Origin of the sequence: Streptomyces sp. NPDC003300, assembly GCF_040610915.1 — a bacterium.
In the GTDB taxonomy this organism is placed as follows: Bacteria; Actinomycetota; Actinomycetes; order Streptomycetales; family Streptomycetaceae; genus Actinacidiphila.
On record NZ_JBEXNE010000009.1, the window covers coordinates 178,653 to 199,157 of the forward strand.

Here is a 20,505-nt window from a genome sequence, read left to right on the forward strand (position 1 = left end):
GCCCGGTACGTCAACTCGGCGTCAGCGTGGCCTCCATGACCCGGTAGCGGCCGGACGGGATGTCGTTGTCCATACGGATCCGCAGCGTGCCGGGCTCACCCGCGTCGACCTCGATGCGCCAGATCCACCCCTCGGCGTACTCGCCCTCGACGTCGATGCCGTGCGGTCCGGGCGTGCCGTGCATCAGCAGCGGGGCGGGCTGCTGATGCCAGGAGTCCGCCCACAGCGCGGTGAGCCGGGTGTTCTCGTCGGTCGCGCCGACGGTGAGCATGCCGTCCTGCGGTCCGTCGTCCGGGTGCTGCCAGGTGTAGGTGACGCTGGCCAGGTGACCGGCGGCGCCGAGGACGACCCGGGCGCCGGCCGGGGCCTCGTGGAAGGGGTCGGTGGGCATGAGCCGGAAGCCGGACCGTCCGTGCCAGACGCCGGGGACATCGGGGAATACCGTCATGCCCCCATCCTGGACTCCCCGGCGCCGGGCCGCTCGAAGGCGCGGTCCCGGGGCCGGAACACGAGGTCAGCGGCGCCGCCCGCGCGCCGTGCGTCCCACCCCGGCCACCCCCGCCCTCCCGGCCGCTCTCAGCCGTGGACCCGCACCGCGTACCCTCCGCCCCAGTTCGCGCCGCCGCGCCCACCCCCGGCGGCCGACCGCCCCGCACAGGGCGAGGGCCAGGACCGTACCCACCGCGATCGCGAGGCCGCGCGGATAGTCCAGGGGGAGGACGGACGGGTTGGCCGTCGGGCGCGGGCGCAGGAGCACGGGCAGGGCGATCAGGACGAGGCTGCCCGCGACGACGAAGGGCCACCGCGGACGGGGGCCGGGGCGGGTCGCGGCCAGGGCGCCGAGACCGAGGACGGCGGGGACCAGGACACCGTCGTGGAGCACGACGGCGCCCACGAGCCACTCCACCACCGCGGGCCAGTCCGAGATATGAGGGTCCGTCAGAAGCAGCGTCGCGCCGAAGGCCATACCGGCGAGGCCGACAGCGCCGACGCCATACCGCAGGAGGGTCGCCGGGCGTACGGCGGTGGGGCGTCTCATGTCAGCACCTCGAGACGGGTGACCCATTTGGTCTGGAGGACGCCCGGCCGGTTGGGGGCGATGATCCGGGCGGGGAAGCCGTGGTCGGGGGAGAGGACGTCGCCGTTCAGGGACAGCGCCAACAGGGTCAGCGGGTCCCGGGCGTAGAGGTCGCCCATCTCCATCACGGCGTAGGCGCCGTGCTGTTGGAGCGAGACGACGCGGACCCGCGCGTGGTGCGGGGCGCCCGCGCGGTCGAGGAGGTCGCGGATCCGGATGCCCGACCAGTGCGCGTTCTTGCTCCAGCCCTCGACGCAGGCGATCGGCAGCACCACGGAACGCTGTGGCAGCGCGCGCAGTTGAGGCAGCGTCAGTTCGTACGGGCGCGGGCCGCGTACGGTCAGACGCCAGTCGGCCAGGCGCGCCGCCGTGATGCCCGCGGCGGCGGCCGTACGGTTCACCGGCAGGTGCTGCGGGCCGTGGTCGGGGTGGCGCGGGGCCAGCAGGTCGAGGTCCTTGAGCGGGGTGAGGCTCTGCCCGACGGTCGTCACCGTCACGGCGCCGACCGCCGCGCCCACCGTGGCCAGGAAGGCCCGCCGGTCCCGGCCGTCGGCGGCGGGCAGCCGCAGCGTGCCCGGTGAGCGGCGCCACCAGTGCGCCGCGATCTCCGGCGCCTTCACCGCGATGTGCAGCGCCAGCGCGCCCACCACGACCCACGCCAGCGCCCAGTGGGCCGGACGGAAATTCCACGGCCAGGGGTACCACTGCACGGTGTTGAGCAGGCCGGTGACCAGTTGCAGCAGCGTCGCCGCGACCAGGACCAGGATCGACAGCCGCTCGAGGCCGTGCAGTACGGATCGCAGCGGCGGCCAGGCGAACAGCCGCGGATAGACCGTCCACAGCTTCGCCAGCACCAGCGGGATCGCGGCGATGCCGGTCGCCACATGCGTGCCCTGGGTCAACCGGTAGCCCCAACTCGGGCGGCTGGGAAGGTGGTTCACCGCCCAGCTCGGCGGCTGCTGCAAGTAGTGGCTGACCAGCCCGGTCACGAAGCAGACGACCAGCGCCGCCCCCAGCACCCGCCCCAGCGACACCGCCGTCCGCGCGTCGTGCAGCCGCCCTCTGAACGCGCCCTCCCGCAGCGGCCCCACCCGCGCCCACGCCGGAAACAGCACCCCCGCGGGCCGAGCGTGAGGCTTCGGAGCCCGCGGGGCGGGCCGTGCGGGAGGTGGAGGAGGTGTATCGGTCATGAGGCCATCTCACCCCCGCCGAGGCCCCCGCAGGAGCGCGCGACTCCTTACGGAACGCGTACGTCGCAGCGGTTCGGCTCCCGCTCGCCACGACCGGATGCGAGCGTGTGACCTGTGGGAATCCGTACCTCGCTCCTCGCCGCCCCCCGCAGGGCCGCCGCTGGCACCACCCCCGGCACCACCCGCCCAAGCGGCGCCGACACCGCACCCCCGCGCCGCGGCCGACCGGCGACCGCCCTCGTCGCCCTGCTCCTCACCGCCCTCGTCGCCGTCGTCGCGGCGACCCTCGCCGTCGGCGGCACCGAAGGCCGTCCGGACCGCCTGCCGTACTGGTACGCCGCCGCGTGGGCCCTGTTCGCGGCGGCCCTCCTCGCGCTCCGCAAGGTGCCGCGCCGCGCCGCGACCGTCCTCGTCGCCGCCGGAGGCGTCGCTCTCGCCCTGACCGGCCTGGCCACGGCCCCCCGCACCAGCAACGACATGTACCGCTACGCGTGGGACGGCGCGGTGCAGGCGTCGGGTGTCTCGCCGTACGCGTACCCGCCGAACGCGCCGGAGCTCGAACGGCTGCGGGAGCCATGGCTCTTCCCCCGCCAGGCGGACGGCCACTGCGCGGACTGGACGCAGATCCCTACCACCGCCGGTGACTGCACGCGGATCAACCGGCCCTCCGTGCACACCATTTACCCGCCCGTCGCCGAGGGCTGGTTCCTCGCCGTGCACGCGCTGTCGCCGCCGGGCACCCGGTACAAGCCGATGCAGGCCGGCGGCGCGCTGCTGGCCGCGGCGACCACGGGCGCGCTGCTCCTGGCGCTGCGGCGGCGCGGCGCCGACCCCCGCCGCGCCGCCCTGTGGGCGTGGTGCCCGATCGTGCCCGTGGCGGCCGTCAACGACGCGCACATCGACACCCTCGGCGTGCTCCTGACCGTCCTCGCGCTCGGCGCGACCGCGCGGCCCGTGCGCCGCGGCGCGCTGCTGGGCGCCGCCGTCGCGGTGAAGCTGCTGCCCGGCCTCGCCGTGCCCGGCGCGCTCGCCCGCCGCACCCCGCGCGAGGCGCTCCGCGTCCTGCTCCCCGCCGTCGCCGTAATCGTTCTCGCCTATCTGCCGTACGTCGTCGCGTCCGGCGGCGGGGTGCTCGGCTACCTGCCCGGGTACCTCCAGGAGGAGGGATACGAGCCGGGCAGCGTACGGCGCTTCGCCCTGCTGCGACTGGTGCTTCCGGACGGCGCGGCGGGCCCGGCCGCGATCGCGGCCGTCCTCGCGGTGGTGGTGTACGTACTGCGGCGTGGGGACCGGAACCGGCCGTGGAGCGGGGCCCTGCTCGTGACCGGCACCGCGCTGCTGCTGACCTCACCTTCCTACTACTGGTACGCGCTGTCGGTCGTCGCCCTCGTCGCGCTCGACGGCCGCTGGGAGTGGCTGGCCGTACCGCTGGCCGGACTCGCCCTCTACACCGGGAACGCGATGGGCGCCGGTGCCCATGGAAACGTGCTCCAGGCAACCGCGTACGGAGCCGCCGCACTGATCGTCGTCGCGGGCGCCGTTGTGCGCCGGAACACCTGCGGTAGCACCGTTGACACCCTGCCGCCGCCGTGTCGTACTTAGTGCTTGCCCGGCCGTTCAGCAGTGGCCCCTTCGGCACCCGCGATACGCGCACGCTCTGTGCCGCCGTCACCGAAGCCGCCCGACGGCCGTGGTGGACGGGGTCATGTGGGGGCTGTACCCGACGTCGTCACGCAGTCGCAGCCAGTACGCGCTTCGGCTTCTGGGGGAATGCGGTGGCGAGAGAGCACTATCCGACGACGGCCGAAGTCATCCAGGGCGCACGGCTGTTGACGTTGCGATATCCGAGACTGTGCCGTCTGCGGGCGGTCGGCCGGTCGCGGGCCGGGCGGCCCCTGCTCATGCTGACGGTGGATCAGGCGGAGGGCGGGAGCGAGCGGAACGCGCTCGTGGTGGCGGGACCGCACGCCAACGAGGCGGCGGTCGGCGGTGCCACGGTGCTCCGGCTCGCGTACCAGCTCGCCGCCGAGCGCGAGGGCGGCCACGGCGACGGCACCGCCTGGCACTTCCTGCTCTGCATCGACCCGGACGGCGCGGTGCTCAACGAGCCCTGGCTGTGCGGGCCTTACACCCTGCGCGGCCACTACGAGCACTTCTTCCGGCCGTGCGCGGCGGAACAGCCCGAATGGCTGCCGCCGCCGGGAGCCCCCGACGCGTCGCTCCCCGAGACCCGCGCGCTGCTCGGCGTACTGGACGCGCTGCGCCCGGTGTTGCAGTGCTCGCTGCACGGCATCGACGTGGGCGGCAGCTTCGTGCAGCTCACCAGCGACATCCCCGGCGTGCCCGCGCGGATCGGCAAGTCGGCCGCCGAGCTGGACATCCCGCTGGAGAGCGGGTCCTCCGACGCCTTCCAGTGGCCGAGCCCGGGACCCGGCGTCTACGTGATGCCGCCGGACGGCGACCCCGCGACCGTCGGGGACGGCGCCAACTCCACCTGGGCGCACGCCCGCCGCTACGACGGTGTCACCGCCGTCGTCGAAGTGCCCATGTGGGCCTGCGACCGCACCGCCGACATCTCCCCGCACCCCGCGCCCGACCACGCGCTGCGCGTCGCGGGCGCGGCGCTCCGCCGCGACCTGCCCCGCGTCGCCCGGGTCCTGGACAACCTCGACCCGCGCCTGGTCGGCGCGGACTCCCCGATGCTGCGCACCGTCAAGGAACTCGTCGGCATCGGCCCCCGGCTGTCCGCCGACTGGGACCCCGCCGTGCGCCCGCCCGGCGCGCTCCCGCTGCCGCCGATGACCACCGCGCGCGTCACCAGCATCGAGGTCTACGCGCAGCGCGTCCCGCTGCGCGCCGCCGCGATGCTCCGCCGCGTCGCCGACGTCCCCCGCGTCACGCGCCTGGTGGACGAGTGGTGCGCGGCGTACGAGAGCGCCTACCGCCCGCGCTGGGTGCCGATCGCCGACCAGGTCGAGCAGCAGGCGCGCAGCGTCATCGCGGTGTACGAAGAGCTGCGTACATGACCACGTCCTTCAACTCCCCGCCGACGCGCGCCCAGTCGCGCAGCAGCCCCTCGCGCTGGTAACCGGCGCTCTCCGCGGTGCGCAGCGAACCGGTGTTCCACGGCTCGGCGTACAAGTCGAGCCGGGCGATGCCCAGTTCGTGCAGGCCCCACTCGGTGATCGCCTTCAGCGCCGAACCTGCGGCGCCCGCGCGGCGCGCCGAGGCGAGCACCCAGTAGCCGACCGTGGCGCGGTCCGCGCTGATGATGTCGAGCCCCACGTTGCCGACCGCGCACCCGTCGGACGCCCGCGCGATCACCATCGGGTAGCGGCCCGCCGCCGGCCGTCCCCACTGCCGCTCGACGAAGGCGATCCCCTCGGCGTCGCTGTAGACCGGCGGCACGGTCGTGATCAGCGGAATCAGCGGGTCCGTCGACGCCTCGCGCACCGTGTGCAGGTCGGCCATCGACCACGGGCGCAAGGTGTAGTCGCCCGCCCCGAGCACCGGCGGTTCCCTGAGGTCGGTGAGGACGTCCCTGCGGTCCGAGCGGTGCCTGTGGTCCATGCGTCCGATGCTGCCAGCAGGGGGCGCGGCGGGCGAGTCCATGATGGACGTACGGGGCACGGGCCCGCGGCCGTCCCTGGTCACCCGTCGCCCGTCCCCGCCCCCTGTCCCCGCGCGCCCCCGCGCCCCGCCCTCCCGTCACCCCCGCGCGCGGACGGGTTCACGCCCCTTCGGCGACCGCAGGAACAGCGCGGAGGCCACCGCCCCCGCCGCCACCAGGGCCGCGTTGACCAGTACGGCGAGCGAGATCCCGCCGAGGAGTACGTGCGGCGCCGCCGACGAGGCCGCGCCCGCGCGGGCGGTGACGACCGCGCTCATCACCGGGATGCCCAGCGTGATGCCGACCTGCTGCGTCATCGTGGCGAGTCCGGTGGCCAGACCCTGCTCCTCGTCCGGCAGCCCGGACGTCGCGGTGACCATGAAGCCGACGATCGCCAGCATGTTGCCGACACCGCCGACGAAGGTCGCCGCCAGCAGGAGCCCTAGCCATCCGCGACCCTCCCCGAGCGGCACCAGCGACGCGGTGGCGACCGCCTGGACCCCGCCGCCGACGATCAGCGTCGCCCGCGTGCCGATCCGGCCGATCACCCGCGCCCCGAGCACCCCGCCCACGACGGTGCCCGCCCCCAGCACACCGAAGGCGAGACCGGTCGCGAGCGCCGAGAACCCCAGCACCTTCTGGAGGTAGAGCGTCATCAGGAAGACCAGCGACGTCTCCGTCACGAAGGCGATCAGCCCGGCCGCGTTCCCCCACACCACCGACCGGCGGCGCAGGAACCGTACCGGCACCAGCGGCGCCGGGGCCCGCCGCTCCACAGCGACGAAGGCGGCCAGCAGCGCCGCGCCCACCGGCAGGGCGGTCAGCGTCACCGGGGAGAGCCAGCCGCGCTCGCCCGTCGACGTGAAGCCGTAGACGACGGCGAGCAGCCCGCCGGTGACGGTCACCGCGCCGGGCACGTCGAGCCGGGGCCGCGCGGCGGGGCGGCTCTCGGCGATCAGCGCGGGCGCGGCGAGCAGCACCACGGCGGCCACCGGCACATTGACGAAGAACGCCCAGCGCCAGCTCAGCAGGTCGGTCAGCACCCCGCCGAGCACCGCGCCCGCCGTGAAACCGGCCGACATCAGCGCCCCGTTCAGACCGAGCGCCCGGTCCCGCAGCGGCCCCTGCGGGAACGACGTGGTCAGCAGCGCCATCCCGGCCGGGGTCACGGCCGCCGTCGCGAGACCCTGGGCGACCCGCGCCGCCAGCAGCATCGCCGGACCCGTCGCCAGCCCGCCCGCCAGCGACGACACCCCGAGCACCGCCATCCCGGCCAGGAACACCCGGCGCCGCCCGAACAGGTCCGCGACCCGGCCGAACAGCAGCGTGAATCCGGCGGCGGCCAGCGCGAACGCCGTCGCGATCCACTGGAGATTCGCCAGCGAGAAGCCGAGACCGCGGCCGACCACCGGCAGCGCCACGTTCAGGATCGAGAAGTCCACCGCGATCATGAACTGCGCGCCCAGCAGCAGCATCAGCGTCCAGCGCTGCCGCGCGCTCATCGGCGGCGGGCCGGACCTCGGGGCGGTGTCCGGTGCGCCGGTCCCGTCCGTCCGCGCGCTCCCCGTCCCCGCGGCGCGGCCCGTCCCCGCCGCGCGGCCCGCGCCCGTCGTCGGTGCGGGTGCGGGTGCGGGTGCCGGTGCGGATGCCGGTGTGGGTGTGGGTGCTGGTGTCGGTGGCGTCATCCTGCGGCCCTCCATAGCGCTGGTGCGGTCACCACGGAAGGCTCGTCGGCGGCGCGGCCCGTACCCAGACCCCCGTTCTTCGTACGCGGGCGGTGCCTACGCGGGCCGTACGTACGTCGGCGGTGCCTACCACCGGCAGGGTCAGGCTCCGCGCCGGGCGCCGGGGCAGACTGGACGCATGGACGGCACCGCGCGCACCCCCTCCGCACTGGGCGAATTCCTCCGCACCCGGCGGGCGCGGCTGCGCCCCGAGGACGTCGGCGTCGTCCCGTACGGTGCCCGGCGCCGCGTACCGGGCCTGCGCCGCGAGGAACTGGCCCAGCTCGCGGGCGTCAGCGTCGCGTACTACACGGCTCGAACAGGGCCAGAGCGCCAACGCCTCGCAGGCCGTGCTCGACGCGCTCGCCACCGCGCTGCGGCTCACCGACGACGAGCGCGCCCACCTGCGCCACCTCGCGCGCCCCGGCCGCGCGGGACGCCGCGCCCCGCAGCGGGCCGAGACCGTACGGCCCGCCACGCGGCAGCTCATCGCCGCCATGGACGCGGTGCCCGCCGTCGTGATGGGCCGCCGCTACGACGTCCTGGCCTGGAACGCGCTCGGCCACGCCCTCACCGCGGGCCACCTCGACCCCGACGCGCCCGACCGCCCGGCCGACCGCCCCAACGCCCAGCGGATGCTCTTCCTCGACCCGCACACCAGGGAACTGCACCCGCACTGGGACGAGGAGGCCCGGCGCGCCGTCGCCTCCCTGCGGCTGGCGGCGGGCGAGGCGGCCGACGACCGCGGATTCGCCGAACTCGTCGGCGAGCTGTCCATGAAGAGTCCGGAATTCGCCGCCCTGTGGTCCCGCCACCCGGTCAGCAACTGCACCACCGGCACCAAGACCTTCCACCACCCCGTGGTGGGCCGCTTCGACCTCGCCTTCGAGATGCTGCGGACCGCCGACGGCTCTGGGCACCGGCTGCTGCTGTTCAGCGCGGCGCCCGGCACCCCGGACGAGGCGGCGCTGCGCCTGCTGGCGGCGAGCGCTCAGGCGAGTACACACGGGAGCCCGTACGCGAGCACGCAGGTGAGCGCACAGGCGCGCGCAGCGGACGCGCTCACCCGTTCGGAGTAGTCCGCAGCCCGCCCCGGCGCCCCCGCACCGATCATGAACGCAAGGGGACAGCGCCGAACCGGGAGCAGGTGAGCGTGGTGAGCACCGAGAAGCCGCCGAGCGACAGCAGGTTCGGTTCGCTGGTGACCCCGGGCCGGGTGACCGTGGCCGTGCTCGCGGTCCTCGCCCTGATCTTCATCTTCGAGAACACCCGCGACGTCAAGATCCGGCTGCTGATCCCCGAGGTCACGATGCCGCTGTGGATGGCGCTGCTCGGCTGCTTCATCGTCGGCGCGCTGGCCGGGATGTACCTGCGGCGCGGCGGCCGCAACAGGGGCGGGCGCTGACGCCGGGACCTCGTGCGGGGCGCCGCGATCCGTGGGGTACGCGCGGGTGCGGTGCGATCAGCGGCTTGGACCGGCGGTTTTGACCGGCGGTTTGGATCAGCGGCTTGGATCGGCGGCTTACGGGCCCGGCGGCGTGACCAGCGGCTTGCCGAGGCACACGCTCAGCTCGTCGTGCCGGTAGTAGCCGAATTTCGGCACCGGCAAGTAGCCGCACGAGCGGTACAGCGCGATGGCCTCCGGCTGCCGCTGACCGGTCTCCAGCACCATCCGGGTCCTGCCCGCCGCCGTGGCCGTCCGCTCCAGCTCGGCCAGGATCGCGCGGGCGAGACCGCGCCCGCGCGCCCGCGCCACCACGAACATCCGCTTGATCTCCGCGTCGCCGTCCGCGTGCCCGTCGGGCGAGTCGTCCTGGGCGCGCCAGCCGCCACTGGCCACGGCGTGCCCGTCCTCGTCGTAGGCCAGCAGGTACAGCCCGCGCGGCGGGTCGAAATGGGCCGCGTCCATGAAGGTCGAGTCCCCGTCGCCGTACCGCTCCACGTACTCCTGCTGCACCAGGTCGTTGAGCTTCACCGCGTCGGGGTGGTCGTAACGCGTCGTTCTGATCTCCACGCCCGATATCGTACGTGCGCGGTCGTACGCACGTGCGGACGGGGGATACCGAAGCGGTCCAGCCGACCGGCCCCGGTATCGTCCAGCGCATGTCGACCACCGTCACCACCGTGAACGTCAACGGACTCCGCGCCGCCGCCAAGAAAGGCTTCCTGACCTGGCTGGAGGAGACCGAAGCCGACGTGGTCTGCCTCCAGGAGGTCCGCGCGGAGCCCGACCAGCTCACCGTCGAGCTGCGCGACCCGGCGGGCTGGCACGCCTTCCACGCGCCCTCCTCCGCCAAGGGCCGGGCCGGTGTCTCGCTGTACACCCGCGAGGAGCCCAGCGCCGTCCGCGTCGGCTTCGGCGCCACCGAATTCGCCGCCGCCGGGCGCTACCTGGAGGTCGACCTGCCCGGCACCGGACCCGGTCTGACCGTCGGCAGCCTCTACCTCCCCTCCGGCGAGGTCGGCACCGAGCGCCAGACGGAGAAGGAGCGCTTCATGAAGGACTTCGCCGTCCACCTCGGCGCGCTCCGCGACCACGCCGCCGAAACCGGCACCCATGCCCTGGTCTGCGGCGACTGGAACATCGCGCACCAGGAAGCGGATCTGAAGAACTGGCGCGGCAACCGCAAATCCGCCGGCTTCCTCCCCGAGGAACGCGCCTGGCTGACCGAACTCTTCGGCCCCGCGGGCTGGACCGACGTCGTCCGCCGCCTCCACCCCGACGTCGAGGGCCCCTACTCCTGGTGGTCCATGCGCGGCCAGGCGTTCGACAACAACACCGGCTGGCGCATCGACCTCCAGGTCGCCACCGAAGCCCTCGCCGGCGCGGCCACCACCGCCGTCGTCGAGCGCGCCGCGAGCTACGACCAGCGCTGGAGCGACCACGCCCCGGTGACGGTGACCTACGACATCTAGGCCACGGCGGCGCGGCGCGCGCGTCACACCCCCGGCTCCACCGTCTCCAAGTCATTGACGAGCGGCGCGGAACTCCGTGGCCGGGCCCGGTGGGCGATGGCATGCTGAGTCCGTGAACGGACCGCACATCACCGTCAGCATCCCGGCTGAGCTGCACCTCTTCGTGGCCGCCGACCGGCGCCGCGAGGAACCCGGCGCCGTGGTCACCGACGGCACGTCGTCGCTCGGGCACGTCGTGGAGTCGCTGGGCGTGCCGCTCACCGAGGTCGGCGGGCTGTCCGTCGACGGCCGCGCGGTCCCGAACGCGCACGTCCCGGCGCCGGGCGAGGCGGTACGGGTCCACGCGGTCGTACGGCCGCAGGAGGTGCCGGGCGCGCCGCTGCGCTTTCTGCTCGACGTCCATCTCGGCACGCTGGCACGGCGGTTGCGGCTGCTCGGGGTCGACGCGGCGTACGAGAACGAGGACATCGGCGACCCGGCGCTCGCCGCGCTCTCGGCGAGCGACCGCAGGGTCATGCTCACGCGTGACCGGGGTTTGCTGCGCCGCCGCGAACTGTGGGCGGGCGCGTACGTCTACAGCGACCGCCCGGCCGACCAACTGCGCGACATCCTCCAGCGGTTCGCGCCCGACCTCGCGCCCTGGACCCGCTGCGTCGCCTGCAACGGCCTGCTGACCCCCGCCGACAAGGAGTCCGTCCGCGACCGCCTGGAGGGCGGCACCGAACGCTCCTACGACGTCTTCGCCGCGTGCGCCTCCTGCGGCCGCGTCTACTGGCGCGGCGCCCACCACACCCGCCTCGAAGCCGTCGTCGCCGAAGCACTCCGCGACGCCGCCCCCACCCGCCACTGATCCCACCCGGCACTGATCCCGCGCGGCACTGACCCCACCCGGCTGACCCCGCGCGGACCGGCACCGCGCGGACCTTCACCGCGCGCCGAAGCCGCTGGTGGGACCGCCCGGTGCCCCTATGGGACCGGGCAGTGCCCTGCCCCCATGGGACCGGGCAGTGCCCTGCCCCCATGGGACCGGCCAGTGCCTGCATCAGCCTGACCACTACCCGCGCCGAAGGCCGCTCGCCCACCGACAAGAGAATGCGTCTGGACAAAAAAAGTTTTCGGTGAGACGCTGAAGCCATGTTGGACGTGAGCGTGATCGAGAACCCCGAAGCGGCGGCGACATCGCTGGACCCGATACGGTCCCGGCTGCTGGCCGAGCTGGCGGCGGGCCCGGCATCGGCGACGATGCTCGCGGCGAGGGTGGGGCTGCCGCGGCAGAAGGTGAACTACCACCTCAAGGCGTTGGAGAAGCACGGCCTGGTCGAGCTGTCGGGCGAGCGCAAGAAGGGCAATGTCACCGAGCGGCTGATGCGGGCGACCGCGGCCTCGTACGTGATCTCGCCGATGGCGCTGGCCGCCGTGCAGCCCGATCCGGCCCGCTTCCGCGACCAGCTCTCGGCGCGCTGGCTGCTGGCCGTCGCCGCCCGGCTGGTGCGGGACGTCGGCACGCTGATCACGGGCGCGGACCGGGCGCGGCAGCGGATCGCGACCTTCGCGCTCGACGGCGAGGTCCGCTTCGGCTCGGCGGCGGACCGCGCCGCGTTCGTGGACGAACTGACCCGCGGCATCGCCGCGCTGGTCGCCAAGTACCACGACGAGGAGGCCGAGGGCGGGCGTCCGCACCGGATCGTCGTCGCCCTGCACCCCACGGTGAAGACCCCCGAGGCCCCCGCCGTCACGAGCGGTGGCGCCGATGCCGCCGCTGTCGAACCGGCCGTCGGCCGGCCCACCACACCCCCTGAGGAAGCGTCATGAGGAAGCTTGTCGTCAGTGAGTTCCTGTCCGCCGACGGAGTCATGGAGGCGCCCCACGAGTGGCACGGGCCGTACTTCGACGACGACATGGCCGGTGCCGTGTCCGCCCAAATGGACGCGTCCGACGCCCTGTTGCTCGGCCGCACCACCTACGACGGCTTCGCCGCCGCGTGGCCCGCGATGGCCGGCCAGCCCGGCGGCGACCACATGAACGGCATCGCCAAATTCGTCGTCTCCAGCACGCTGGAGAAGGCCGAATGGAACAACTCCACCGTCCTCAGCGGAGATCCGGCCGCCGCCGTCCGCGAGCTGAAGCAGCGGGACGGCGCGAACATCACCGTGATGGGCAGCGCGACGCTCGTGCAGTTGCTGCTCGGGCAGGGCCTGGTGGACGAGTTCGACCTGCTGGTGCACCCGATCGTGGTCGGCCGCGGCAAGCGGCTGTTCCAGGACGGCCTGCCGCAGACCCCGTTCACCGTTGTCTCCTCCGAGATGTTCGCGTCCGGCGTCCACCACGTCGTCTACGCGCCGCGGAAGGCGTAGGGCCCGTCCGCCCTCCCGCACCCGCACGGCCCCCATCCGCGTATCCCCTGGAGCAAGGAGCTCTGAACAACCATGTCCAAGCACTTCGAGATCGTCCGTGAATTCGAGGTCGACGCCAGCCCGTCGCAGGTCTGGGACGCCATCACCACCGGTACCGGGGGCTGGTTGTGGCCCATGGAGTACGAGCCCAAGGAGGGCGGCGCGGCGCCGTTCGGCGGGACCGTGGTCGCGTGGGACCCGCCGCACCGGCTGACCGGGCGCACCGAGGACGCCGAGGGCATCTCGGTGCAGACCTTCAACCAGGTCGACCACCTCATCGAGCCCCGCGAGGGCGGCGGTTCATGGGTGCGGTACGTGCACAGCGGCATCCTCGTCGAGGACTGGGACAACCAGTACGACGGCGCGAACAAGCACACCGACTTCTACATGCACACCCTGCGGGAGTACCTGCGGTACTTCACCGGCCGCATCGCCGTCTTCGGCGGCGCGGAAGGCCCGAAGGCGTCCGGCGCGCCCGACGCCTTCGAGACGGCGGCCCGCGCGCTCGGGCTGGCGGACGACGCGGCCGAGGGCGCGACCGTACAGGTCGAACTGCCGGGCGCTGGACGGGTGGAGGCCGTGCTCGACTTCCGCAACCCGTACTTCATCGGGCTCCGCACCGACCAGGCGATGTACCGCTTCTTCGGCCGCAACCACTTCGGCGCGACGGTCGGCGTGAGCGTGCACGACTTCGCGCCGGGCGCCGACGCCGAGCGGATCGGCGCGGACTGGACGCGCTGGCTCGCCGGGGTCTACGCGTAACGCCCCCTCCCGCGGCCGGAGTCGGGCCTTCGCCGTACCGGAAATCCGTTATCCCCGCCGCTCACCGGCCGTCTCCTGATCGCCGGTGAGTCGGCATGTGCGGGACGTACGGGATGCGCTGGCCACAGGCATCAACGGTATTGACGGCGGCCACGGCGGCCACGGCGCGGAGGAAGCGATGGGACGCAGAGCTCGGCACGGCGGACGATCACGGCGCGGTGCCGTGTCGGCGGCGGTGGCGCTGGCCGTCGCGGCCCTGTGCGTGGCGGTCTGGGTGGTCTCCGGCCAACGGCCTGGCGGCGGTTCGGCCGACACCTCGGCCACGGCGGGCGCCGCGCCCGTATCGGCGGGGCAGGTCACGACCACGGCCGCGCCGTCCGTGACACCGACCGTCACCGCCTCCGCGACGACCGCCGCCAAGAAGCCGAAGCCGACCGCTTCCCGGCAGCCCCCGCGGCCGACCGTGTCGCGTACCGCCGCGCCGCCCGCCGGTACGAAGCTCCCACCGCGTTCCGGCACCCGGGTGTTCACCTTCGTCAACGACGTGGACCAGACGATCTGGCTCGCCTCGGGCGAGCAGACCGCCCGGCCCGCGCTCACCACCACCGGCTGGGTCCTGCGCCCTGGGCAGACCCTCGGCGTCCGCGTGCCCGACCACTGGAACGGCCGCTTCTGGGGCCGTACCGGCTGCTCGTTCGACGCCTCGGGCCGCGGCCACTGCGAGACCGGCGACTGCGACGGCCGCTTCCAGTGCCCCGGTTACGGGGTGATCCCGGCGACGCTGGCGGAGTTCAACCTCAACTCGTGGGACGGGATGGACTTCTACGACGTCAGCCTCGTCGACGGCTCCAACCTCCCGATGTACATCAACCTCGTCGGCGGTACGACGAAGGACCCGATCTCGGCGAACGGCTGCTCGGCCGCGGGCTGCACCCACGCCGTGGACTGTCCGGCCGCCCTCCAGGTGACGTCCGGTGGCCGGGTGGTCGGTTGCGAGTCGCCCTGCGGGGTCTTCGACACCGACCAGTACTGCTGCCGCGGCACGTGGGCGCCGCGCTCGATGTGCCTGCCCGACCAGTGGCCGGTGAGGTACGCGGACGTGTTCAAGAAGGCCGAGCCGTTCGCGTACTCGTACGTGGACGACGACGCGACCAGCACCTTCACCAGCCGGGGCGAGGCCGGGTACCGGATCACTTTCGGGCTGAGCCGCTGAGTCGCTGAGGCGGTGATGCGCTGATGCGGTGAGCCGCTGAGCCGGTGAGCCCGTGAGGCACCCGAAGGGCCCGACCGGCCGGGCGGGGACGACGTACCGACGCCGTATGTCAGGGCGGAGTCGGGGGCGGGAAGGGCGGCGGCCGTGACCGGCGCCGGGACGACGACGCGGGCGGCGCGGAAACCGCCGTCGTCGGCCCGGCCGACCGGGGACGGCCGCCGCCGATCCGCGATGAGTTTCGGCCGCGCCCGCGGTCCTATGGGGAGCAGCGGGCCCGTGTCCCGGGCGCGCCCCGACGAAAGCAGGCGTGAACGATGGCGACCTTCGTACTCGTCCCCGGCGCGGACGGCCGCGCCTGGGGCTGGCACCGGCTCGTACCGGAACTGCGCGCCCGCGGGCACGAGGCGGTGACGCTCGACCTGCCCGAGGACAGCGCCGCCGACCTCGACGCCTACGCGGACGCGATCGTGGCGGCGTGCGGCGACGTCGACCGGCTGGCCCGGCCGCTGGTCCTCGTCGCGCTGTCCCTCGCCGGATTCTCCGCGCCGCTGGCCTGCGAGCGGCTGCGTGCCGACCGGCTCGTACTCCTCAACGCGATGGTGCCGCTGCCCGGCGAGACGGCGGGGGAGTGGTGGGACCACACCGGCCAGCAGGCCGCGCGCGAGGCGTACGCGCGGGAGGAGGGACGCGACACCGCGTTCGACGTGCGCGTCGACTTCTTCCACGACGTGCCGCGGGAGATCACCGAGGAGGCCATGAACTCCGCCCCGTCGGGCGGCGCGCCGGAACGGGTCTTCACGCAACCGTGGCCGCTGACGGCGTGGCCCGATGTGCCCACCCGCTTCCTCCAGGGCGCGCAGGACCGCTTCTTCCCGCTGGAATTCCAGCGGCGGCTGGGCAAGGAGCGGATCGGCGTGGACGTCGAGGAACTGCCCGGCGGGCATCTGCTCGCGCTGAGCCGACCGCGCGAGCTGGCGCAGGCGCTGGTGCGGGACGTGTGAGCCGCGTGCGGCCGACCGCGTAAAACGGCGACTGCCCGGCGCAGAGGCGACTTCCCCCGGCCTGGAGGGACTTCCTGGCGCAGAGGCCACTGCCCGGCGGGCTTCCCGGCAGGGAGAGGGGTTTCCGACTTCCTGTACAGTTGTCCAGGAAGTCGGGGAGTGGGAAGTCCGGTCAACGGAAGGCGTGGTGCACGGTCGTGAAGGTCGTCGCGGGAATCCTGGTCGGCGCGGTCGCCGCCTTCCATGTGTACGCGCTCGTGCTGGAGATGTTCCTGTGGCGCGGTCCGCGCGGCCGGGCGCTGCACGGGCTCGACGACGAGGGCGCCAGGATCACCGCGCCGCTCGCCGCCAACCAGGGCCTCTACAACGGCTTCCTGGCCGCCGGACTCGTCTGGGGCCTGATCGCCTCCGACCCGGTGGGCTTCCAGGCGCGGGTGTTCTTCCTGTGCTGTGTGATCCTGGCGGGTGCGTACGGCGCGGCGACCGCGTCCCGCAAGATTCTCTTTGTGCAGTTCGCGCCCGCGGTCGTGGCGCTGGCGGCGGTGCTTGTGGCTGGATGAGGGGTGTGATCGCTACGGGTGAGGTGAGCGGGGGGGGCGCGACGTCCGATCCCCGTACGCTCAGGACCCGCGCCCGGCTGCGGGCCGCGCTGCTCGACGAGTGCGCGCAGCGCCCGCTGGACCAGATCAGCCTGTCGGCGGTGGCGCGCCGCGCGGGGGTCGGCCGGGCGACCCTGTATCTGCACTACGACGGTCTCCAGGCGCTCGCGGTCGACGCCTGCGCCGACGTCGTACGGGAAGCGGTCGACGCGCTGCACGCCTGGACCGCGCCGCCGGGGCCCGACGCGCCGCCCGCCCCGCTGGCCGAATTCCTCGCCGTCGTGGCCGGGCGGGCCGACCTCTACCGCGGTCTGATCGCGGAAGGCGGCGGCGGCCCGCTCGGCGCGCTCCTCCACGACGAACTCCGCGCTCGTTCGTTCGCCGACCGCACCCGCGCGGGCGCCCCGTCGCCCGCGCTCGCCGCCTCCGCCACCGCGGCCGTGTTCACCGGCCTGCTCGCCGACTGGCTGCACGGCCGTCTGGACCTTTCGCCGGACGCCTTCGCCGCTCACGTGTGGCGGCTGCTGGTCGCGATCCACCGCGCCGTCCGCTGATCCTTCGCTGACGCCCGGTCAGGGCGTACGGTGTGCGCGGCGGGTGCGGACGGTGGGGGATATGCGGGGCAAATCGGGCGAGAGGTCACCCTGGGTGGTGCATATGGGTCTGAGTTTGCGAGGATCGCCGGGATGACTTCCGCTCCCGCGGGCTCCTTCGCTGAGAGCCGCTCCACAGAAGGCCGTGGCCGAAACCGCCACCGGCGTCGGAAACATGTGCTGCGACGGAGGGCCGGGATCGGCGCCGCCGCGTTCGTCGTGCTGGCGGTCGTCGGCGCCGGATATGTGGTGATGGACCGGCACGGCGCGGGTTCCGCCGCCGCGGACAGCGGCAGGAACGGCGGCTCCGGGCACGGTCAGGCCGCGGTGCCCGGCGCGTCCGCCAAGGCCGCGGGCCCCGGCACCCTGAGCGTCAAGGACGAGGCGCCCACCGTGATCCCGGGCCTCGGCCCCAAGACCCGCTCCGCGATCCCCGCCGCCACCCGGCAGGTGCTGGTGGCCTCGGGCAAGGCCAAGAACTCCGCCGACTCCACCGTCACCCTGTGGTCCCGTACCGCCGACGGCCACTGGAGCGCGGGCGCGGCCTGGCCCGCGCACAACGCCCTGCGCGGCTGGACCGACAAGCACCACTCGGGCGATCTGCACAGCCCCATCGGCGTGTTCACCCTCAGCGACGCGGGCGGCTTCGACGCCGATCCGGGCGCCAAGCTGCCCTACCACCACTCGTCCGCCTTCCGCGCGGGCGGCGTCGGCTTCGACGGCGAGCCGCTGGACGCCGCCTTCGACTACGTCATCGCCATCGACTACAACCGCGTGCCCGGTACGTCCCCGCTCGACGGCACCCAGCCGCTCGGTGCCAACCGCGGCGGCGGCATCTGGGTCCACGTCGACCACGGCGGCCCGACGCACGGCTGCGTCAGCGTCTCCGCGGCGCACATGGTCGACCTCCTGCACACGCTCGTCCCGGCCGACCACCCGGTGATCGTGATGGGCGACCACGCCTCGCTGTCGGCGTAGTCCTCTCCCGGTCTCCGCGCCCGCTGACGGATCGCCGAGGCCGCGCATCCGCACGCCCGCCAGCGCACCGCGAATTGCGCCACCCTGCCGACGGTGACCCGCCCGAACACGACCGAGAAGACCCACAGGGCGGCACCCTCGCCCCGGGCCCCGCCCACCGCCGCCCACGGGTCAGACACCCGAACTCCCGCCCACCCGCTCCGGCAGCCCGCCCACGACGTCATACGCCCGCTCCTCCGGCACCAGCCGCTCCGCCCCTTCGACGTCCCCGGCCCCGACCAAGCGGTGCACCTCCCGCGCCAGCGGCGTCACATCCCTGATCCCCACGATCCACGTGTCCGCGTACTCCCGCACCGCCTCGCCCGACAGCCCGAGTTGCAGCGACCGGTACGGCAACGGCCGCAGCCGCACGTCCCGTTCGGGGTCCCACTGCACCCGCGCGGGAGCGCGCTTGAGCTGCCGACGCCACGCGTCCCGGTCGGCGTGCACGTCGGGGGAGTAGTGGGACAGACACGCGTGCCGAAGCGCCCACTCGAATCCGTCACGGGTGATCTCCACGGCGAGCACCGTTTCCTGCCCCGCCTTGGCGCCCCAACCGCAGCGGTACATCATCCACAGGAACGACGGCTTGATCCACGTCATGCGGTCCCGGCTCCAGGCGGCGGGGAAGCGGCCGTCGCGGGCGGCGGGGAGGCCGATCGCGGGGGCGTAGGCCTGGTAGACGGTGATCGTGGTGGGGGTGTGGAGGGCGCGGACGCGCCGGGCGGGTTCTCGCATGGGGACACAGTGCCGTCGCGGCGGTGGGGGCGGCCAGCGAATTGTGGGGCGGGGACGCCCGGCGAAGGGGGTGAGGGGAGGGCGGGGGCGGGGCGTTACTCCCCGGGGAGTACGGGTGGGGGCGGGGCGGGTTGACCGGGGGAGTACGGCAGAGGCATACCGCCGGGCGATGCGGCGCGGCGGCGTACGCGGGAGTCTGGTGAGGCACCCCGGACCGGCACACGGGTGGCCGGGAGTCCGGCCTCCGCCGGGGCTTTCGCACCCGCTCGCGAGGAGGCACGGCCATGGAAGACGAGCAGGAGCTGACGGACTTCGCGCGCCGATGGACCGAGGCGGAACGGCGCGGCGACGTCACCGCGCTGGACGCGCTGCTGACCGACGACTTCAGCGCGGTGGGACCGCGCGGCTTCGTCCTCGACAAGAAGCAGTGGCTCGACCGCTACGCCTCCGGCGCGCTCGTCCACGACGCCTTCACCTGGGCCGAGGTGACGATCCGTCAGTACGGGCGGGCGGCCGTCGCCACCGGGGTGCAGGGCCAGCAGAGCATCTTCGACGGGCGGGACGCGGACGGGTACTTCCGGGTGACGCAGACGATCGTCGAGACCGACGGCGTATGGCGGTTGGCCGCGCTCCACCTCAGTCCGACCGGCGACCGTCCGGGACCGGAGGCGTAGACGATGCGGATCAGTATCAGTGTCGCCCACGACGCCTGGCCCGAGGGACCGCGCGGCTCCGCACGGCAGTTGGAGCGGGTCGTCGCCACCGCCGACGAGATCGGGCTCGACACGGTGTGGGTCACGGACCATCTGACGCGGACGGACCCGACGCGGACGGACCCGACGCGGACCGACCCGACGCGCTCACCGGACGAGGCGGTCCTGGAGGCGTACGCGACGCTGGGACTCCTCGCGTCGCGCAGTGAACGGGTGCGGCTCGGCGCCATGGCGAGCCCGGTCGGCAACGGCGCGGCCGGCCCGCTGATCACGGCGGTCACGACGCTCGACGTCCTGTCCGGCGGCCGGGCCTGGCTCGGCATCGGCGCCGGATACGCCGACCACCAGGCCGCCGCGCTGGGCCCGCCCGCGCCCGGCGCCCCCGAACGCTTCGAGCGGATGGAGGACGTGCTGCGGCTCGCGCACCGGATGTGGTCGGGCGACGACAGCCCCTTCCGCGGCGCGCACTGCGACCTGGCCAGGCCGTACCCCAGTCCGCTGCCGCTCAGCGGCCCGCACCCGCCGGTGCTGATCGGCGGAAACGGCGAGGCCCGGATGCTGCCGCTGGTCGCGCGGTACGCCGACGCGTGCAATCTGCTCGACGTGCCCAACGGCGGCGCCACCATCCGCCGCAAGCTCGACATCCTCGCCGTGCACTGCCGCAAGATCGGCCGCCCGCTCGGCGACATCGACACATCCGTCAGCGTCGGGCTGCGGCCGCAGGAGTCGGCGGACGAACTCGTCGCGCACTGCCGCCACTTCGCCGCTCTGGGCATCGGGCACGTGGTGCTGGTGCCGGGCGGCCCGTGGACGGAGGCGTCGACGCGGACGCTGGCGGCGGCGCTGCGCGCGGTCCGCGGCCTGCACCGGGAGGAGGCGGCCGGCCCGAAGGCCGCCCGCCTCGACACCTACCGGGCACCCGCGTTCGGCGGCGCCGTCCCCGTCTGAGCGGAACGGG

General features: G+C 74.0%; 22 protein-coding genes and 1 pseudogene. 16 read left to right on the top strand and 7 right to left on the bottom strand.

What is annotated here, in order from left to right:
- Positions 1–10: 10 nt before the first annotated feature.
- The 3 genes from ABZX65_RS16145 to ABZX65_RS16155 all read right to left on the bottom strand — a co-directional run bounded on the left by ABZX65_RS16145 (position 11) and on the right by ABZX65_RS16155 (position 2,193).
- Positions 11–448, bottom strand: coding sequence for a hypothetical protein (locus tag ABZX65_RS16145; RefSeq protein ID WP_355339193.1), 438 nt, complete (start codon positions 446–448; stop codon positions 11–13).
- Between the two features lie 66 nt (positions 449–514).
- Complete coding sequence (locus tag ABZX65_RS16150; protein WP_355339196.1) at positions 515–1,039, bottom strand: hypothetical protein; 525 nt, start codon at positions 1,037–1,039, stop codon at positions 515–517.
- Positions 1,036–2,193, bottom strand: a complete 1,158-nt coding sequence (locus ABZX65_RS16155) for a molybdopterin-dependent oxidoreductase (protein WP_355339199.1) — start codon at positions 2,191–2,193, stop codon at positions 1,036–1,038. The genes ABZX65_RS16150 and ABZX65_RS16155 overlap by 4 nt, the downstream gene beginning before the upstream one ends.
- Positions 2,194–2,382: 189 nt before the next feature.
- Between ABZX65_RS16155 and ABZX65_RS16160 the strand changes: the two genes are divergently transcribed.
- Both ABZX65_RS16160 and ABZX65_RS16165 read left to right on the top strand, forming a co-directional pair.
- Positions 2,383–3,870: a glycosyltransferase 87 family protein gene (locus ABZX65_RS16160; RefSeq protein ID WP_355339202.1), complete on the top strand. Its 1,488-nt coding sequence runs from the start codon at positions 2,383–2,385 to the stop codon at positions 3,868–3,870.
- Between the two features lie 173 nt (positions 3,871–4,043).
- Entirely contained in the window at positions 4,044–5,294 is a 1,251-nt protein-coding gene (locus tag ABZX65_RS16165) for a M14 family zinc carboxypeptidase (RefSeq protein ID WP_355339205.1), read from the top strand.
- Here the strand turns inward: ABZX65_RS16165 and ABZX65_RS16170 are convergent.
- Both ABZX65_RS16170 and ABZX65_RS16175 read right to left on the bottom strand, forming a co-directional pair.
- Positions 5,263–5,838, bottom strand: a complete 576-nt coding sequence (locus ABZX65_RS16170; protein WP_355339208.1) for a GNAT family protein — start codon at positions 5,836–5,838, stop codon at positions 5,263–5,265. The two genes, ABZX65_RS16165 and ABZX65_RS16170, sit on opposite strands and share 32 nt — an antisense overlap.
- 138 nt (positions 5,839–5,976) lie before the next feature.
- Positions 5,977–7,380, bottom strand: coding sequence for an MFS transporter (locus ABZX65_RS16175; protein WP_355339211.1), 1,404 nt, complete (start codon positions 7,378–7,380; stop codon positions 5,977–5,979).
- 361 nt (positions 7,381–7,741) lie between these two features.
- On the opposite strand from ABZX65_RS16175, the pseudogene ABZX65_RS16180 reads away from it, so the two are divergent.
- Positions 7,742–8,681 (top strand): annotated as a pseudogene (locus ABZX65_RS16180) (helix-turn-helix transcriptional regulator).
- A gap of 77 nt (positions 8,682–8,758) precedes the next feature.
- The gene (locus ABZX65_RS16185) at positions 8,759–9,007 is read left to right on the top strand and encodes a LapA family protein (protein ID WP_355339214.1); all 249 of its coding nucleotides are present in this window, start codon (positions 8,759–8,761) and stop codon (positions 9,005–9,007) included.
- Between the two features lie 117 nt (positions 9,008–9,124).
- Here the strand turns inward: ABZX65_RS16185 and ABZX65_RS16190 are convergent, their stop codons facing one another.
- Positions 9,125–9,616 carry a GNAT family N-acetyltransferase gene (locus ABZX65_RS16190; protein WP_355339217.1) on the bottom strand — a complete coding sequence of 164 codons (492 nt, stop codon included), beginning with the start codon at positions 9,614–9,616 and terminating at the stop codon, positions 9,125–9,127.
- Positions 9,617–9,705: 89 nt separating this feature from the next.
- Between ABZX65_RS16190 and ABZX65_RS16195 the strand changes: the two genes are divergently transcribed.
- From ABZX65_RS16195 to ABZX65_RS16240, 10 genes are all read left to right on the top strand, one after another.
- Positions 9,706–10,518, top strand: a complete 813-nt coding sequence (locus ABZX65_RS16195; RefSeq protein ID WP_355339220.1) for an exodeoxyribonuclease III — start codon at positions 9,706–9,708, stop codon at positions 10,516–10,518.
- 112 nt (positions 10,519–10,630) lie between these two features.
- Positions 10,631–11,368 carry a Mut7-C RNAse domain-containing protein gene (locus ABZX65_RS16200; RefSeq protein ID WP_355339223.1) on the top strand — a complete coding sequence of 246 codons (738 nt, stop codon included), beginning with the start codon at positions 10,631–10,633 and terminating at the stop codon, positions 11,366–11,368.
- A 284-nt stretch (positions 11,369–11,652) separates the two neighbouring features.
- Entirely contained in the window at positions 11,653–12,330 is a 678-nt protein-coding gene (locus ABZX65_RS16205; protein ID WP_355339226.1) for a helix-turn-helix domain-containing protein, read from the top strand.
- Complete coding sequence (locus ABZX65_RS16210) at positions 12,327–12,872, top strand: dihydrofolate reductase family protein (protein ID WP_355339229.1); 546 nt, start codon at positions 12,327–12,329, stop codon at positions 12,870–12,872. The genes ABZX65_RS16205 and ABZX65_RS16210 overlap by 4 nt, the downstream gene beginning before the upstream one ends.
- 72 nt (positions 12,873–12,944) lie before the next feature.
- On the top strand, positions 12,945–13,673 hold the full coding sequence (locus ABZX65_RS16215) for an SRPBCC domain-containing protein (RefSeq protein ID WP_355339231.1): 729 nt from the start codon (positions 12,945–12,947) through the stop codon (positions 13,671–13,673).
- A 178-nt stretch (positions 13,674–13,851) separates the two neighbouring features.
- Positions 13,852–14,886, top strand: a complete 1,035-nt coding sequence (locus ABZX65_RS16220) for a thaumatin family protein (RefSeq protein WP_355339234.1) — start codon at positions 13,852–13,854, stop codon at positions 14,884–14,886.
- 314 nt (positions 14,887–15,200) lie between these two features.
- Entirely contained in the window at positions 15,201–15,887 is a 687-nt protein-coding gene (locus ABZX65_RS16225; protein WP_355339237.1) for an alpha/beta hydrolase, read from the top strand.
- 197 nt (positions 15,888–16,084) lie between these two features.
- On the top strand, positions 16,085–16,447 hold the full coding sequence (locus ABZX65_RS16230) for a DUF1304 domain-containing protein (protein ID WP_355339239.1): 363 nt from the start codon (positions 16,085–16,087) through the stop codon (positions 16,445–16,447).
- 23 nt (positions 16,448–16,470) lie between these two features.
- Complete coding sequence (locus ABZX65_RS16235) at positions 16,471–17,040, top strand: TetR/AcrR family transcriptional regulator (protein WP_355339241.1); 570 nt, start codon at positions 16,471–16,473, stop codon at positions 17,038–17,040.
- A gap of 216 nt (positions 17,041–17,256) precedes the next feature.
- Entirely contained in the window at positions 17,257–18,057 is an 801-nt protein-coding gene (locus ABZX65_RS16240; RefSeq protein WP_355339244.1) for a L,D-transpeptidase family protein, read from the top strand.
- A 171-nt stretch (positions 18,058–18,228) separates the two neighbouring features.
- Here ABZX65_RS16240 and ABZX65_RS16245 read toward each other — a convergent pair whose 3' ends face one another.
- Positions 18,229–18,834 carry a DUF4291 domain-containing protein gene (locus tag ABZX65_RS16245; protein ID WP_355339247.1) on the bottom strand — a complete coding sequence of 202 codons (606 nt, stop codon included), beginning with the start codon at positions 18,832–18,834 and terminating at the stop codon, positions 18,229–18,231.
- 284 nt (positions 18,835–19,118) lie between these two features.
- Between ABZX65_RS16245 and ABZX65_RS16250 the strand changes: the two genes are divergently transcribed.
- Entirely contained in the window at positions 19,119–19,508 is a 390-nt protein-coding gene (locus ABZX65_RS16250; RefSeq protein ID WP_355339250.1) for a nuclear transport factor 2 family protein, read from the top strand.
- A 3-nt stretch (positions 19,509–19,511) separates the two neighbouring features.
- Positions 19,512–20,495, top strand: a complete 984-nt coding sequence (locus tag ABZX65_RS16255; protein WP_355339253.1) for an LLM class flavin-dependent oxidoreductase — start codon at positions 19,512–19,514, stop codon at positions 20,493–20,495.
- The last annotated feature ends 10 nt before the right edge of the window (positions 20,496–20,505 follow it).

Excerpts from the sequence above, each read along its gene's own strand:
- ABZX65_RS16245 (WP_355339247.1), bottom strand. The coding sequence starts at position 18,834 with ATGCGAGAACCCGCCCGGCGCGTCCGCGCCCTCCACACCCCCACCACG.
- ABZX65_RS16145 (WP_355339193.1), bottom strand. The coding sequence starts at position 448 with ATGACGGTATTCCCCGATGTCCCCGGCGTCTGGCACGGACGGTCCGGC.
- ABZX65_RS16170 (WP_355339208.1), bottom strand. The coding sequence starts at position 5,838 with ATGGACCACAGGCACCGCTCGGACCGCAGGGACGTCCTCACCGACCTC.
- ABZX65_RS16210 (WP_355339229.1), top strand. The coding sequence starts at position 12,327 with ATGAGGAAGCTTGTCGTCAGTGAGTTCCTGTCCGCCGACGGAGTCATG.
- ABZX65_RS16250 (WP_355339250.1), top strand. The coding sequence starts at position 19,119 with ATGGAAGACGAGCAGGAGCTGACGGACTTCGCGCGCCGATGGACCGAG.
- ABZX65_RS16175 (WP_355339211.1), bottom strand. The coding sequence starts at position 7,380 with ATGAGCGCGCGGCAGCGCTGGACGCTGATGCTGCTGCTGGGCGCGCAG.
- ABZX65_RS16255 (WP_355339253.1), top strand. The coding sequence starts at position 19,512 with ATGCGGATCAGTATCAGTGTCGCCCACGACGCCTGGCCCGAGGGACCG.
- ABZX65_RS16215 (WP_355339231.1), top strand. The coding sequence starts at position 12,945 with ATGTCCAAGCACTTCGAGATCGTCCGTGAATTCGAGGTCGACGCCAGC.
- ABZX65_RS16220 (WP_355339234.1), top strand. The coding sequence starts at position 13,852 with ATGGGACGCAGAGCTCGGCACGGCGGACGATCACGGCGCGGTGCCGTG.
- ABZX65_RS16225 (WP_355339237.1), top strand. The coding sequence starts at position 15,201 with ATGGCGACCTTCGTACTCGTCCCCGGCGCGGACGGCCGCGCCTGGGGC.
- ABZX65_RS16195 (WP_355339220.1), top strand. The coding sequence starts at position 9,706 with ATGTCGACCACCGTCACCACCGTGAACGTCAACGGACTCCGCGCCGCC.
- ABZX65_RS16150 (WP_355339196.1), bottom strand. The coding sequence starts at position 1,039 with ATGAGACGCCCCACCGCCGTACGCCCGGCGACCCTCCTGCGGTATGGC.
- ABZX65_RS16205 (WP_355339226.1), top strand. The coding sequence starts at position 11,653 with ATGTTGGACGTGAGCGTGATCGAGAACCCCGAAGCGGCGGCGACATCG.